At 70.9% G+C, this 14,550-nt stretch carries 14 protein-coding genes; 3 read left to right on the forward strand and 11 right to left on the reverse strand.

The features are described from left to right. The coding region (locus FNH05_RS16245) for a CoA transferase (RefSeq protein ID WP_144589065.1) at nt 1–400 on the reverse strand (400 nt) is incomplete at its 3' end. Between the two features lie 27 nt (nt 401–427). Continuing rightward, nucleotides 428–1,576: an acyl-CoA dehydrogenase family protein gene (locus FNH05_RS16250; protein WP_144589067.1), complete on the reverse strand. Its 1,149-nt coding sequence runs from the start codon at nt 1,574–1,576 to the stop codon at nt 428–430. A 99-nt stretch (nt 1,577–1,675) separates the two neighbouring features. Between FNH05_RS16250 and FNH05_RS16255 the strand changes: the two genes are divergently transcribed. Both FNH05_RS16255 and FNH05_RS16260 read left to right on the forward strand, forming a co-directional pair. Beyond that, complete coding sequence (locus FNH05_RS16255; RefSeq protein ID WP_144589069.1) at nt 1,676–2,275, forward strand: TetR/AcrR family transcriptional regulator; 600 nt, start codon at nt 1,676–1,678, stop codon at nt 2,273–2,275. A gap of 223 nt (nt 2,276–2,498) precedes the next feature. After that, the gene (locus tag FNH05_RS16260) at nt 2,499–3,302 is read left to right on the forward strand and encodes a hypothetical protein (RefSeq protein ID WP_144589071.1); all 804 of its coding nucleotides are present in this window, start codon (nt 2,499–2,501) and stop codon (nt 3,300–3,302) included. Nucleotides 3,303–3,353: 51 nt separating this feature from the next. On the opposite strand, the gene FNH05_RS16265 is transcribed toward FNH05_RS16260, so the two are convergent. Together FNH05_RS16265 and FNH05_RS39315 are read right to left on the reverse strand one after the other, a co-directional pair. After that, a complete protein-coding gene (locus FNH05_RS16265; protein ID WP_246127772.1) occupies nt 3,354–4,487 on the reverse strand; it encodes a DUF11 domain-containing protein in 1,134 nt (377 codons plus the stop codon). 14 nt (nt 4,488–4,501) lie between these two features. Further along, nucleotides 4,502–4,660: a hypothetical protein gene (locus FNH05_RS39315; protein WP_246127773.1), complete on the reverse strand. Its 159-nt coding sequence runs from the start codon at nt 4,658–4,660 to the stop codon at nt 4,502–4,504. Nucleotides 4,661–4,899: 239 nt separating this feature from the next. On the opposite strand from FNH05_RS39315, the gene FNH05_RS16270 reads away from it, so the two are divergent. Then, on the forward strand, nt 4,900–6,504 hold the full coding sequence (locus tag FNH05_RS16270) for a succinic semialdehyde dehydrogenase (protein ID WP_144589073.1): 1,605 nt from the start codon (nt 4,900–4,902) through the stop codon (nt 6,502–6,504). Nucleotides 6,505–6,562: 58 nt separating this feature from the next. Here the strand turns inward: FNH05_RS16270 and FNH05_RS16275 are convergent, their stop codons facing one another. The 7 genes from FNH05_RS16275 to FNH05_RS16305 all read right to left on the reverse strand — a co-directional run. Then, on the reverse strand, nt 6,563–9,607 hold the full coding sequence (locus tag FNH05_RS16275) for a helix-turn-helix transcriptional regulator (RefSeq protein ID WP_144589075.1): 3,045 nt from the start codon (nt 9,605–9,607) through the stop codon (nt 6,563–6,565). 104 nt (nt 9,608–9,711) lie between these two features. After that, on the reverse strand, nt 9,712–9,903 hold the full coding sequence (locus FNH05_RS16280; RefSeq protein ID WP_144589077.1) for a hypothetical protein: 192 nt from the start codon (nt 9,901–9,903) through the stop codon (nt 9,712–9,714). Between the two features lie 166 nt (nt 9,904–10,069). Further along, on the reverse strand, nt 10,070–10,261 hold the full coding sequence (locus FNH05_RS16285; protein WP_144589079.1) for a DUF397 domain-containing protein: 192 nt from the start codon (nt 10,259–10,261) through the stop codon (nt 10,070–10,072). A gap of 68 nt (nt 10,262–10,329) precedes the next feature. After that, nucleotides 10,330–11,181 (reverse strand): helix-turn-helix domain-containing protein, encoded by an 852-nt coding sequence (locus FNH05_RS16290; protein WP_144589087.1) that lies wholly within the window; start codon nt 11,179–11,181, stop codon nt 10,330–10,332. A gap of 284 nt (nt 11,182–11,465) precedes the next feature. Further along, nucleotides 11,466–12,374 (reverse strand): acyl-CoA thioesterase II, encoded by a 909-nt coding sequence (gene tesB, locus FNH05_RS16295; RefSeq protein WP_144589081.1) that lies wholly within the window; start codon nt 12,372–12,374, stop codon nt 11,466–11,468. A 35-nt stretch (nt 12,375–12,409) separates the two neighbouring features. Beyond that, nucleotides 12,410–13,834, reverse strand: a complete 1,425-nt coding sequence (gene pyk, locus FNH05_RS16300) for a pyruvate kinase (protein WP_144589083.1) — start codon at nt 13,832–13,834, stop codon at nt 12,410–12,412. 67 nt (nt 13,835–13,901) lie between these two features. Next, nucleotides 13,902–14,550: DUF2461 domain-containing protein (locus FNH05_RS16305; RefSeq protein ID WP_144589085.1), on the reverse strand; the 649-nt coding region annotated here is incomplete at its 5' end.

A 14,550-nucleotide genomic window follows, 5' to 3' on the forward strand; every position in this document is an offset into this window, starting at 1 on the left:
AGTTGATGTCGTGACCGGCGGCGGGCGCGAGCGGGCCGTCCTGCCCCCAGCCGGTCAGCCTGCCGTAGACCAGGCGCGGATTGCGGCCCCGCACCTGCTCCGGGCCCAGCCCCATCCGCTCGGCCACGCCGGGCCGGAAACCCTCGATCAGCACGTCGGCCCGGTCGGTCAGCCGCAGCACGATCTCGACGCCCTCGGGTTTCTTGGTGTCGACCCCGATCGTCCGGCGCCCGCGCATCAGCGGGTCGCCCGCGATGCCGAGCACGTCCGCGCCGGGCGTGGCCCGGTCGACCCGGATCACCTCGGCGCCGAGGTCGGCGAGCATGGTCGCGGCGAACGGCGCCGGGGCGAGCCCGGCGAGTTCGACCACCTTGAGCCCGCTCAGCGGCCCAGGCTTCATCGATTACCCCTTCGAGGTTTCGGAGTTTCAGAGGTTGCGGGAAATGATTTCCTTCATGATTTCGCTCGTGCCGCCGAAGATCCGGGAAATCCGGACGTCGGTCCAGGCGCGGGCGATCGGGTACTCCATCATGTAGCCGTAACCGCCGTGCAGCTGCACGCATTCGTCGATGACCTTGTTGACCCGCTCGGTGGACCACAGCTTCGCCATCGCGGCGCCCATCACGTCCAGCTCGCCGTTGAGGTGCCGCTCGATGCACTGGTCGAGGAAGGCCCGCGCGACCGCCGCCTCGGTGGCCATCTCGGCGAGCTTGAACTTGGTGTTCTGGAAGTTGAAGATCGGGCGGCCGAAGGCGGTGCGGTCCTTGGTGTAGGCGATCGTCTGGTCGATCGCCGCCTCCATCCCGGCCACCGCGGTGACCGCGATGATCAGCCGTTCCTGCGGCAGCTGCTGCATCATCTGGATGAAGCCCTGCCCCTCCTTCTCGCCGAGGAGGTTCGCGACGGGCACGCGCACGTCGTCGAAGAACAGTTCCGCGGTGTCCTGCCCCTTGAGGCCCACCTTGTTCAGCACCCGCCCGCGGCGGAAACCGGGGGTGTCCGTCTCGACGGCGATCAGCGAGACGCCCGCGGCACCGGCCTCGGGATCGGTCTTGACGGCCAGCACGATCAGGTCGGCGAGCGCACCGTTGGTGATGAAGGTCTTGGCGCCGTTGATGACGTAGTGGTCGCCGTCGCGGACCGCGCGGGTCTTGATGTTCTGCAGGTCCGATCCCGTGCCGGGCTCGGTCATGCCGATGGCGCCGACCATCTCACCGCTGGCGAACTTCGGCAGCCATTCACGCTTCTTCTCTTCGGAGGCGTAGTGGAGCAGGTAGTGCGCGACGATGCCGCTGTGCACGGTGACGCCCCAGGCGCCGTCACCGGCGCGGGCCTGCTCCTCGAAGAGCACCGCCTCGTGCGCGAACGTGCCGCCACCGCCGCCGTACTCCTCGGGGATGGACAGCGCGAGCAGCCCGACCTCACCCGCCTTGTTCCACAGCTCGCGGTCCACCTGCTTCTGCTCGGCCCACCGCTCCGCATGGGGAGCGAGCTCCTTCTGGCAGAACGTCCTGGCCAGCTCACGGAAGTCGTCCAGGTCCCTGGCCCAGGCGCTCTTCGGGGGTTGCAGTGGCACGGCGTGGCCTCCTCTAGAAAACATTACGGATGGAAGGTAAGTTCCACGTGGAATGTACATCCGGCTTCAGCGCCGGTAAAGAGCACCGGGAGAACCGCAGTGGCCGAGCCCCGAGGACACCGCACCCAGGCGCAGCGGCGCGAGCAGACCAGGACGGCCCTGCTCGACGCGACCATCGACTGCCTGGTCGAACTCGGTTACGCGCGCACCTCCATGCAGGAGATCTGTGCCAGGGCCGGGGTGTCCAAGGGCGCGGCGCAGCACCATTTCGCGGACAAGGCCGAGCTGATGGCCGCCGCGGTCGAACATCTGACGACCAAACGCATGGCCGCGCTGGCGGTGTCGCTGGACGAACTCCCGCACGGGGTCGACGCGATCCCCGCGGCCGTCGACATGCTGTGGAACGGCTACTCGGGCACCCTCGCCACGGCCTCCACCGAGCTGTGGGTGGCCGCCCGCACCGATCCCGCGCTCCGGGCGGCGATCCGCCCGGTCGACCGCGCACTCGGCCGGATGGCGCTGGAACGCATCCTCGGAATCGTCTCGGAACTGCCGCCCGAACGCACCGAAACGCTGTTCTGGCTCACCGTCAACCTCATGCGGGGCCTCGCGCTCGACGCCGAACTCGGTGGTGCGCCCGCCCGTCGCAAGCAACTGCTGGAGGAATGGAAGCGCGTCGCGAAACAACAGGCCGACTGAGCGGACAGGCCACCATCGGCCATCGCCGGAACCGGGCGGGCCGCGGGTCACGGGCGGGCCGGCCCGGCCCTCACACGGGCCGGCCCGCTCCACCTGGGAGACCCGCCGGGGCGCGGCCGGTGACGTTTACTTACGAAAAGTTCTGACTCGCGGGCGCGGGTAAACGCCGCGTGCACCGGGAACCGTATCCACGGGGCACGCAGCAGGCGGAAGGAGCCCCGCGATGAACGCACCCTTTGCCGCATCGCCGCAACAGCCACAGCAGCCGCAACAGCCACAGCAGCCACAGGAGCCGCAGTCACCACAGCCGCAGCAGCCCGATCAAACCCAGCAGACCCAGCCGCACCAGCGACCGGAGCAGCACCGGGCCCGCGCGGCTTGGGCGAGGCGCGGGCCCGCACCGCTCATCGCCGCGGTGCTGGCCGTGCTGGCCGCCGCGCTCTTCGCGGTCGGCACCTTCTACCCGACCGCCGAAATGCGGCAGCTCTTCCTGGGGCAGCAGGTGCGGGAGATGCTCGTCACCCCCTGGCACCGGACGATCATCCCTCCGCCGCAGGGCGCGGCGGCGCAGTACTACGCCGCCAGCCACGTGCCGCTGTACGGCATCCCGTTGGCCGTCATCGCCGGGGCCCTGCTCGCCGGGGCCGTGGTGACCCTGCTGACCGTCCGGCGGGGCGGCGGAGCGGCCCGGGTCACCCTCACCGCGGCGTCCGCGGCGGCCGTGACCGCGGCGGTCATGCTCGCGATGGACGTGGAATCCACCCTGAGCTACCAGGGCGCCGACCCGACCGAGACCGCGGCCAGCCAGACCCTCTACAACGCCGGGCTCGGCTTCTGGCTCATCGCGATCGGCGCGACCCTCGCCCTGCTGTCGACGGTGCTCGTCCTGCCCAAGGCCGCGGAAGCCGGACCACCGGAACCCATGTCCGCTGTGGACCGCACTCCACAGACGGGGATTCCGGCGCGGCAGGAACCAGCCGCACCGCCGCGGCCCTCCCCTCGGCCGGAGGAGCCCGGAAGCACATGAAATTCGGTGGCGCCGCAAGGTTTCCTGCAACACCACCGAGTTCACGAGAGTTCAGGACGCGCTGTGCCGGTTGCGGCGGCGCAGCCCGAAACCGAGACCGGACAGGCCGACCACCCCGGCCGCCAGCCCGATCGGCAACACCGGAACGTCCACAATCTCCACCGTGTTGCCGGAGGAGTTGTTGGTGGGGTTGGGATCCGGCTGGTTCCCGGTCAGCGTGGCGGTGTTGGTCACGTAGCCGATCGGCCCGGTGGCGACACCGGTCACCGTGATCGTGGCACTCTGCCCCGCCGGAAGAAGACCACCGGCACAGGACAAATTGCTGCCCGCCAAGGTGCAACCCGGCGTAGTCGTCTGCAGATTCGTGATCTGCGCGGGCACCTGGTCGGTCACCGTGTATCCGGAAGAATCCCCTTGCCCGTGGTTGGTCACCACCAGGGTGTAGGTCACCGGATCACCCTGCCGCACCGGACTCGGCGACACCATCTTGACAATGCCCAAATCCGCGGGCAACGGACTGTTCGTCACCGTGCACGAAATATCATCGCCAGGCAGCGGCGACACCGCCTTCACCGTCCCGGGACCGGACGGCAAGGTCGTGGTGCTACCCGTAGTCGCATTCGTGCACGACCACGACTGCGAATAGCTCGCCAACGAACTACCCGCACTCGCCGCCTCACCCAGAACGTAACTGCTCCCATTCGCCCGCGGCAACACCGTCAATGTCCCCGTCGTCGCCGTCGCCGCGGAACCCGTGGTCGCCGACCCCACCGTCGTCCCCTCCGGAGAAGTTACCGAAAGATCGAACGAATCCGACCCACGCACCCGGCCCGACACCACCTTGTTCAACGTCAGCTTCGACGTCTGGATCGCGAACGCCACCGCCTCGCGCCCAACGTTCTCGTACAGAGTCTGAGAGAAGGTGGTGGCCCCCACCGCCTGGACGATTTCCGTACCCCAGGTGTCACCGGCTTGTGTCGGACCGGTGCCGGTACACGACACGGTGGTCGTCCCCAGGCCGGTGGTCGTGCTCGCCTGGCAGCCGTTCGTCCCCGGGATCGAGGCCACCTGGGCGATCGGCTGATCCGCGGTCCAGGTGATCCGCTCGGCGGTGGACGTGTTCTCTGCGTCCGCGCCGACCAGGGCGTATCCCTTGACCGGCGTCCCGGTGGAGTCGGTGACCACGATGTTCCGCAGAGTCAGCGTTCGTTGTAGGCGCTCATGTCCAGCCAGCACAGCGTCGAGGCGGCCGGGCCGCCGGTGCCGTACCCGCACCCCACCGGCCCCGCCGTCTGGGCCGACGCCGGGGACGCCCCGCTCACCACCGCCATCACCGCCAGACCCGCCACTACCGTCAAACCGCCGAAGCGCGCGGCCCCATGTCTGAGCCTCCCGCCGTTTCGGGTTGCTGCTCGCGTCACCGATCACTCCCTGCAGGGTCGAGTTCCGGCCCGGCACGGACACCGGGCAATGCACAGACCGTGGCGGAGACGGAAAACTCGCGAGGGCACCCGCGCGGGGCCCCCTGCTCTGGTGCTGCGGGCGGGAAGCCTGAGAGGATTACTCCTCGGTAACGTAGCTGCGCGACGGAGGCTTCATGACCAGCACAACCCCGACCAGCGAGCAGGAAGCGCACCGGCCCACCACGATCGGCGGGGTCGTCGGCGCGCCCACGGCGGCCAGGGCCGCCCAGCTCGTCCGGCGGGCATCGGGTGGCCAGGACTCCGCGCCGATCGAGGTCACCGCCCCGTTCACCGGCCTGCTCACCGCGAGCCTGCCCCAGGCCACGGATGCCGACGTACGCGCGATCTTCGCCAAGGCCAGGGCCGCCCAGCAGATCTGGGCGGCGCGACCGGCGCGCGAACGCCAGCGCGTGCTCGCCCGCCTGGCCGAACTCATCCTGCGGCGCCAGGACGAGATCCTCGACATCGTCCAGCTCGAAGCGGGCAAGGCCCGCCTCGACGCCTTCGACGAGGTGAGCGCGACCGCGCTCGTCGCGGGCTACTACGGCAAGCACAGCGCCCGGATCCTCGGCACCCGCCGGGTCGGCGGAGTCATCCCGGTGCTCACCAGGGCCGCCGAACTCCGGCACCCCAAGGGCGTCGTCGGCATCATCTCGCCGTGGAACTACCCGCTCGCCCTGACCGCGATGGACGTGCTGCCCGCGCTCGCGGCGGGCAACGCGGTGGTGCAGAAACCCGACAACCAGACCGCGCTGTCGGCGCTGTGGCTGCACGAACTCGCCGAGGAGGCCGGGCTGCCGTCCGGGATCTGGCACGTCGTGCTCGGCCGCGGCTCCCGGATCGGGGACGCCCTCACCGAAGAGTCGGACTACCTGTGCTTCACCGGGTCCACCCCCACCGGCAAGGCGCTCGCCGGGAAGGTCGCGCACCGCCTCACCGGTTACTCCCTCGAACTCGGCGGCAAGAACCCCATGCTGATCCTGCCCGGCGCGCCGGTGGCCAAGGCCGCCGCCGGGGCGGTCACCGCGTGCTTCTCCTCGGCGGGGCAGCTGTGCGTGTCGGTCGAGCGGATCTACGTGCACGAGAGCATCCGGGCCGAGTTCACCAGCGCCTTCGTCGCGAAGACCGAGGCGCTGCGGCTGGGCGGCGAGCTCGGCTACGCCGCCGACATGGGCTCGCTGACCTCGGACAGCCAGCTCGCCGCGGTGTCGGCCCATGTCGAGGACGCCAGGGCGAAGGGTGCCGTGGTCCTCACCGGCGGCCGCGCCCGCCCCGACCTCGGGCCGCTCTTCTACGAACCCACCGTGCTCACCGGCGTGCCCGACGACGCGGCCCTGTTCGCCGAGGAGACCTTCGGCCCGGTCGTGGCGATCTACGGCTACACCGACGTGGACGACGCCATCGCCCGCGCCAACAGCACCGTCTACGGGCTCAACGCGAGCGTGTGGACCGGCGACGAGGCCGAGGGCTGGGCCGTCGCGGCGCGCCTCAGGGCGGGCACGGTCAACGTCAACGAGGGCTACGCGGCCACCTTCGGCACCGTGGCCCTGCCGATGGGCGGGATGAAGGAATCCGGCTTCGGCAGGCGCAACGGCGCCGAGGGACTGCTCAAGTACACCGAGTCTCAGTCCATCGCGCTGCAGCGCGGGCTGCGGTTGCGGCCACCGCGCTTCGTCCCGCCGAAGCTGTGGGCCGTCGGCATGACCACCGGACTGCGCTTCCTGCGCCGCATCCGCTGACGCCGGGCCCGGGGTCGCACTTCTCGCCCCCAGCGGGACCGAAGTGCGGCCCCTGGCCTCACACCGCCGCGCCGGACGGCTTCGCCAGCAGGCCCCGGTCGTAGGCGATGGCGACCGCCTCGGCCCGCCGCGTCGCCCCGAGCTTCGCCATCACGCGGGAAAGGTGCACGCTCACCGTCTTCTCGCTGATGTAGAGCTCCTCCCCCACCTGGCGGTTCGTGCGGCCGAGCGCCACCCGCTCCAGCACGGCCCGCTCCCGGTCGGTCAGCGGGTCCACCCGGGACTGCGCCGGCTCGGCCGCCGCCCCCGTCTCCTCGGTCAGGCCCGGCAGGTCGATCCGGGCCCGGCGCGCCAGCGACCGGATCGCGTCCCGCAACGGCAGGGCGCGCAGCCTTTCCGCCACCTCGTGCGCTTCCCGCACTTCCCGGGCGGCCCGCGCCGGTTCGCCCGCGGCGAGCAACGCCTCCGCGTGGTGCCACCGGCACACCGCCTGCTCGTACACCGCGCCGTAGCCGAAGGCCTCCACCGCGGCCTCCCACCGCGCCGGGTCCGCCTTCCCGCCCAGACCGGAGGCCATCGCCTCGGCGCGCGCCAGCCACGCCCGGCCCTCAGGGCCGAGCTTCCCCGCACGGGGGCGGCCGTTCACCGCGGCGTAACGGACCTGCTCGAGCAGGCGCTCGCCGGTGGCCACCGCGTCCCGCTCCTCCGGCTGGTCCCCGCGCAGGCGGGCCGCCGCGGCCTGCGCGACCGCGCCCGCCAGCGCATGGGCACCCAGCCGGATCTCGCTGAGCAGGTAGTCCAGCCCGAAGACGCGCAGGAAGTCGCTGACCTCCTCGGCCCGCCGGATCGCCGCCGGGTAGTCGCCCTGCCAGTAGGCCAGTTCCGAGCCGGCGGCGCCCGCGGCCAGCGCGGTGAGGGGTTCGGCACGCCAGTGCGGGCGCAGTTCGACGAGCAGCTTCGCGGCCATGGCGAACCGGCCCCGCGAAACCACGATCGGCAGCGAAGAGGCGGTCATGCGGGCGGCCAGCGCGCTGGACACCCCGCGGGCCGGGGCGCCGGTGGCCGATTCGGTCGGCCAGTCACCGCTGAAATACCGCAGCTGCAACTGTCGCGACCGCATCTCCAGCCCGTAGGCGCTCCAGGTCAGGCCGGTCTCCTCGGCACGGGTGATACCGCGCTGGTAGACCATGATCGCCCGGTCGATCTCGCCCTGGTCCTCATAGGAGTTGCCGAGGAAACACAACGCCCGCAGCTCGACGTTGGGCGCGTCGGCCTCCCGCGCCTTGCGCTCGGCTTCGAGCAGGCGCACTCGCGCCTCCTCGAACTCGGCCGCGTTGTCGGCCAGCCCGCCGAGCGTGATCAGCGCGGAGGCCTCCGCCCCCGCCGTCCCGGTGGCCCGTGCGTCGGCGACCGCGGTGCGCGCGCTCTGCAGGGCGTCCTCCCGGCGCCCCACCCCGCGCAGGATCGCCGCCCGGGTGGCCAGCACCCAGGACCGCGTGCGGCCCGGCTCGGACTCGGCCACCAGATCCCAGGCGCGGCCGATCGCCGCCACCGCCTCGTCGATCGCGCCTTCCACGTTGTTCAGGGCCTCGGCCAGCCGTCGCCAGGTCTTCGCCGCGCGGTCGACGTCGGAGTCGGGCCGCAGTTCCTGCACCGCCGAGCGGGCGTAGGCCACGGCCCTCTCCGGCTCGCCGGAGGTGCCGGCGAAGTACGAGGCCTCGTGCAGCAACCGCAGTTCGTCCACGCCCTCGGGGTGGCTCGATTCGGGCACCGCGTGCCAGATCTCCAGCGCCTGCTCGACGTGCCGCAGGGCGGCGCCGGGGGCGCCGAGCCGCTCTGCCTCGTCCGCGGCCCGCAGCAGGGCGGGCAGCGCGGTGGTCATGTCCCGGCTCTGCAGGCTGTGGTAGGCCAGCTTGGCGTCGTGACCGCGCCCCTGGGGGGTGCGCATGATCCGCGCCGCGTACGCCGCGTGCATCCGGATCCGCTCACCGGGCAGCAGGTCGCCGTAGACGGCCTCCTGCAGCAGCGCGTGGCGGAAGGTGTAGGAGCCGTCCTCGACCACCAGCACGTGATGCTGCACCGCTTCCCGCAGCGCCTCGTCGAGCTCGTTCTCGCCGATGCCCGAAACGTCGGCGAGCGCGGCGTGCGAGACACCCTCGCCCGCCACGGAGATCACCCGCAGCACGCGACGGGCGTCGGGAGACAGCCGTTCCAGGCGCGCCAGCAGCACTTCGGCCAGTTCGGCCGGCAGGTCGCTGCCTTCGGCACAGGAGGCCAGCAGTTCCTCCACGAAGAACGGGTTGCCCTCGGAGCGTTCGACGACACTGGCGATCGTCTCGGGTGACAACGGCCCTTCGGCGAGCGCCTCGACGAAGGCCCGCGCGTCCGTAGGGGACAGCGGGCGCAGCTCGACCTGGGTGACGGTGGGCAACCGCACCAGCTCGACCAGCAGTCCCCGCAGCGGGTGCCGCCGGTGGACGTCCTCCCCGCGATAGCTGGCCACGATCAGCAACCGCTGCGCACGGATCCGCGTGGCCAGGAAGGACAGCAGGTTACGGGTCGAGCCGTCCGCCCAGTGCAGGTCCTCCAGGAAGAGGACCACCGGCCGGTGCTCGGCGATCCGGGCGAGCACCCCGAGCACCGCGTCGAACAGCTGCAGCTGGCCGAGGTCCTGCTCGGACCGTGCCCGGTGTGCCATCTCGGGTTCCGAGGAGGTGACCGGCACCAGCTCGGAGCTCACCAGCGGCCCGGGCTGCACCGTCGGCAGCAGGCGGCCCAGCGCGGGGCGGGCCCGCACCGCCTCGACGACCACCGGGTCCTCGGCCGTGGCCAGCGGGCCGAACGCCTCGGCGAAGGGGAGGTAGGGCAGGCCGCCCTCCCGCACGTCGAGGCAGCGCCCGGTCAGCACGAGCGCGCCCCGGCCGCCCGTGTGCTCGCCCAGTTCGGCGAGCACACGGGTCTTGCCGACGCCGGCATCCCCGGCGAGCAGGACCGTGCCCGCCTCGCCGCGCTCGGCGCGGCTGAAGGCGGCACGGAGCCTGCGCATCTCGTCGACGCGGGCGACCAACGGGATTCCGGAACCTAGACGGGGCACAAGATGCATTCTCGCCTACCCCACCGACAGTTCCCGCACGATTTTCACCGCACTCCCCGCGAACCGCGCCACACCCGGTCCGCTCCCCGGCCGCCGGCACACCGCCCGGCCCCTTACCGGGTCCCGGCCCGGGTCAGCAGCACCTCGCCCGGCGCCGGACTCCGCTGTTCGGGCACCCGTACTTCGGATACCCTCCGCCAACGCCGGCGACGGCTCGGCCTGCCCGCCCGCGCGGCCCGGTGGATCTGCTCGGTCCGGTAAGCCACCTCGGCCTGCACCGCGTCGAAGATCCAGTCGTTTCGCATCTGAGGTCCCTCTTTCCTGCTCTGCTCGCTTGTCTGCGAAGTCCAGAGTCGTCCTGAGGGGGCCTTACCGGCATCGGAAGATCACGTGGGTTTCCGGCGCGAAAGACCCCTTACCCCGCTGGAGTCGCAGCTCAGCGGGCGTAAGGGGTTCAGGAGAGAGACCGCCTCAGCTGCGTCCGACGGCGCCCAGCAGCGCCTGCCAGCCCCGCGGGGACACGCTCAGCACGCCGCCCGCGGGGTTCTTCGAGTCCCGCACGCCGACGCGCTGGGCGGACAGGGCCACCTCGACGCAGTCGTTGCCGCCGCCGCTGTGGCTGCTCTTGCGCCAGGCACCGGCCGGGAATTCCACGTTCACCATTTCCCGCTCCTTACTTTTGCCGCTGTGTTGGGATTTCCGATGGGGAGGGTCTGGAGAAGGGCCGCGGCTCAGCCGGAAAACCGGGCGGCGGCCGCCGCGATCAGCGACACCGAGTCGTCCGGTTTCAGCGCCGCGGCACGCAGATGATCGAACATCAGGGAATAGCGCCGGACATCCGGAGCCAGCTCAAGGAAGAAACCGCCGGACGTGGCGTCGACGTAGACCACGTCGGGATCGGCGGGTTCGGGGAAGCCGAGGATCAGAAACGGTCCTTCCATCCCGGGATGGGCCCCGGCGCCGAAGGGCACCACCTGGATCGTCACGTGCGGCAGCCGGGCGAGCTCCAGCAACCGGTTCGCCTGCCGGGCCATCACCTCGGGACCGCCGACCACGCGGTGCAACACGGCCTCGTCGATCACCGCCCAGTATTCGGGCGGGTTCGGGTCGGCGAGCAGTGCCTGGCGCGCGGTCCGCGCCGCCACCCGCCGCTGGATGTCGGATTCGTCGGCGTCCGGCCGCATGGCCCGGATCACGGCGCGCGCGTAGGTCTCGGTCTGCAGCAGGCCGGGGACCAGCAACGCCTGGAACGCCCTCAGCGAACTGGCATCGGCCTCCAGGCCGACGAAGGTGCCGGTGAAGACCTCCTTGTAGGCGTGCCACCAGCCCGGCTTGCGCGCCTCGCGCGCCAGCTGCACCAGCGCCTCCCGCTCGTCGCCGGCGAGGCCGTACAGCTCCAGCATGTCCCTCGCGTCGCGGGGGGTGACCCCGACGTGCCCGGTCTCGATGCGGCTGATCTTGGATGCCGAGCATTCGAGCTTCTCGCCGACCTCGTCGATGGTCAGGCCTGCCGCCTCGCGCAGGCGCCGCAGCTCGCTCGCCAGACGCCGCCGCCGGATGGTGGGCCCCTGACCTCGTTTCACCGTCGCACCTCCGTCTTGGTCGACTCGGTCCACGCTGCCCATTTCCCCCGGCTTGTTGACGATGCGCTCCATCTAACCAGTCGATTCGCTATTTGGTCAGTGGCTCACCACCCGGAAAGGGTTAGTTCGCCCCATCAGTGGATCCGCGCATGCAGAGTGCAATCAAAGAACTGCAAAATGCACACATTCTCGGCCGGATCCTCAACGGCGAACGCGGTTTCCCTGGGCAGGCGCCGACTCCTCCGGCGGCCTCCAGCAGGTTCCGGACCGCAACATCCCACCGCTCAGCGGCGCACGCGCAGCAGTCCCTCCTGGACCACCGTCGCGATCAGGGTGCCGTCCTGGGCGAAGAACCGGCCGGTGGCCAGACCGCGACCCCCGGAAGCGCTCGGCGAGGTCGTGTCGTACAGGAACCACTCGTCCGCGCGGAACGGGCGGTGGAACCACAGGGCGTGGTCCAGACTCGCACCGATCACCCGGTCGAGATCCCAGTACACCCCGTGCCGGGCCAGCGGCGAATCCAGCAGCGTCATGTCCGAGGCGTAGGTGAGCACGCAGACGTGCAGCAACTCCTCGTCGGGCAGCTTGCCGTCGGCCCGCATCCACACCTGGTTGCGCGGGCTCGGCCTGCCCGTCTCCCTGGTCACCCACGGCGGATCGTTGACGTAACGCACGTCGATCGGCCGCGGACGGCTGCGGAACTCCGGCAGGTTCGGAAACTCCGTCAACCGTTCCAGGTAGGTCGGCAGCGTTTCCGGCCCGGGCACGTCCGGCATCTCGTCGGCGTGCTCCAGCCCCTCCTCCTCCTTCTGGAAGGAGGCGGACAGCGCGAAGATCGCCTTGCCGTGCTGGATCGCCGTGACCCGCCGCGTGGTGAACGACCGGCCGTCGCGGATCCGGTCGACCTCGTACACGATGGGCACGCTCGGATCCCCGCCGCGGATGAAGTACGCGTGCAGCGAATGGACCTTCCGCTCGCTCGGCACCGTCCGCCCGGCGGCCACCAGGGCCTGCCCCGCGACCTGCCCGCCGAACACCCGCACCGGGGAGTGGGCCGGGCTCACCCCGCGGAAGATGTTCTCTTCGATCTTCTCCAGATCGAGCAGCGCCACCAGGTGGTCGAGCACCGCCTGGCCGCCCGCTCCCACCGCGCCGTCCAGACCGGCGGCGGCATCCCTCGCGAGCTCAGTCATACGCAGACCTTATGCGGTGATCGCCGTGGCGACGCTCAGGCGTGGTCGTCCTCACCGAGCCGGTGCACGCGGATGAGGTTGGTCGACCCGACCGTCCCGGGCGGGGAACCGGCCACGATGACCACCAGATCGCCGGGCTGGTAGCGGCCCATCTCCAGCATCGAGTGATCCACCTGCTGGATCATCTGGTCCGTCGAGCCCACCTTCGGCACGATGTGCGTGGTGGTGCCCCAGGTCATCGCGAGCTGGCTGCGGACGCTCTCCTCCGGGGTGAAGGCGAGCAGCGGCAGCCGCGTGTGCAGCCGCGCGAGCCTGCGCACGGTGTCCCCGGACTGCGTGAACGCGACCAGCGCCTTGGCGTTGAGCCGCTCCCCGATGTCCTTCGCGGCGTAGGAGATGACGCCCCGCTTGGTGCGCGGCACGTGGGACAGCGGCGGCACGGTGGGCGAGTCCGCTTCGACGGCCTCGATGATGCGGCCCATGGTGCGCACCGTCTCGATCGGATAGCGGCCGACGCTGGTCTCACCGGAGAGCATGACCGCGTCGGTGCCGTCGAGCACGGCGTTGGCGACGTCGGAGGCCTCGGCGCGCGTGGGGCGGGAGTTGTTGATCATCGAGTCGAGCATCTGGGTCGCCACGATGACCGGCTTGGCGTTCTCCCTGGCGATCTGGATGGCGCGCTTCTGCACCAGCGGCACCTGCTCCAGCGGCAGCTCGACGCCGAGGTCGCCGCGGGCGACCATGACCCCGTCGAAGGCCAGCACGATCGCTTCGAGGTTGTAGACCGCCTCGGGCTTCTCCAGCTTGGCGATGACCGGGAGCCTGCCCTTGCCGACCCGGTCCATCACCTTGTGCACCAGGTCGATGTCGGCCGGGGAGCGGACGAAGGAGAGCGCGATGAAGTCCACCCCGAGCTCGAGCGCGAACTCGAGGTCCTCGATGTCCTTCTCCGACAGCGCGGGCACCGACACGTCCATGCCGGGCAGCGAAACGCCCTTGTTGTTGCTGACCGGGCCGCCCTCGGTGACCTCGCAGACCACGTCGGGGCCCTGGACGTCCTTGACCACCAGGCCGATGTTGCCGTCGTCCACCAGCAGCCGGTCGCCCGGCTTGGCGTCGCGGGCCAGGCCCTTGTAGGTGGTGGAGACCCGGTCGTGCGTGCCGGCCACGTCCTCGACGGTGATGCGCACGATGTCGCCCGTGCGCCACTCCACCGGCCCGCCGGCGAAGGTGCCGAGCCGGATCTTGGGCCCCTGCAGGTCGGCGAGCACACCCACGGCGCGGCCGGTTTCGGCGGCCGCCTGGCGGATCAGGTCGTAGACCTGCTTGTGGTCGCCGTGACTGCCGTGGCTGAAGTTCATCCTCGCGACGTCCATCCCGGCGTCCACGAGTGCCCGCACCTTCTCCGCCGTGGCGGTGGCGGGACCCAGCGTACAAACGATCTTCGCGCGTCGGCTCACGTTTTCTTAGCGTAGACCCTTTGCCCGCGGACGTCTGTACCGATCCCGTGATCGAGTCAGGACTCGATCATCGCCGGGGCTTCTCGCTCACCCCGACGTGATCGCGTGCCCACTCGTTGAACTCGCGCAGCTGGCGCCACGCCTTGCGCACCCGGTCCAGGCAGGCCCGCTCGTGCAGCGTGTCGTCCGGTTCCCAGCCGCGGACCGCGTACAACGAGCGGTGTTTGAGCAGGTCGAGCCGGGGATGCCCGTCGGGGACGCCACGGGGTTTCGTCTTCAGCACGTCGCCGGCGAGCTGCCAGCCGGACCGCCGCAGCCGCCGCAGGATCCCCTCCAGCGCACCGCCGTGGATCTCGGTGTCCACGGCCTGGCGGAACCGGGCGAGCTGGTCGGATTCCAGGTGGAAACAACCTCCCCCGGCCCGCAGCCCCGCCGAGGAGATCTCCACGTAGTAGGCGCCGCCGCCCCGGCCCTGCTCGATCACCGCGCCGCAGTGCGTCTTGTACGGGCTCTTGTCCCTGGCGAACCGGACGTCGCGGTAGGGCCGGAACACCTTGCCCTCCCCGAACTCGCGGCCGAACTCGGGCTGCAACTCGGCCAGCAGCGCCTCCATCGGCGCGCGGACGTCGGTGCGGTAGAGGGGGAGGTGGTCCTCCCAGAAGGCCCGGGAATTGTCGGCCGCGAGCCCGTCGTAGAACTCGACCGCACCCTCACCG

It is taken from the genome of Amycolatopsis rhizosphaerae, assembly GCF_007713715.1.
GTDB lineage: Bacteria > Actinomycetota > Actinomycetes > Mycobacteriales > Pseudonocardiaceae > Amycolatopsis_E > Amycolatopsis_E rhizosphaerae.

What these genes read in the sequence shown, in the direction of transcription:
- FNH05_RS16275 (WP_144589075.1), bottom strand. Translation starts at nt 9,607, where the DNA reads ATGCATCTTGTGCCCCGTCTAGGTTCCGGAATCCCGTTGGTCGCCCGC.
- FNH05_RS16280 (WP_144589077.1), bottom strand. Translation starts at nt 9,903, where the DNA reads ATGCGAAACGACTGGATCTTCGACGCGGTGCAGGCCGAGGTGGCTTAC.
- FNH05_RS16260 (WP_144589071.1), top strand. Translation starts at nt 2,499, where the DNA reads ATGAACGCACCCTTTGCCGCATCGCCGCAACAGCCACAGCAGCCGCAA.
- tesB (WP_144589081.1), bottom strand. Translation starts at nt 12,374, where the DNA reads ATGACTGAGCTCGCGAGGGATGCCGCCGCCGGTCTGGACGGCGCGGTG.
- FNH05_RS16285 (WP_144589079.1), bottom strand. Translation starts at nt 10,261, where the DNA reads ATGGTGAACGTGGAATTCCCGGCCGGTGCCTGGCGCAAGAGCAGCCAC.
- FNH05_RS16270 (WP_144589073.1), top strand. Translation starts at nt 4,900, where the DNA reads ATGACCAGCACAACCCCGACCAGCGAGCAGGAAGCGCACCGGCCCACC.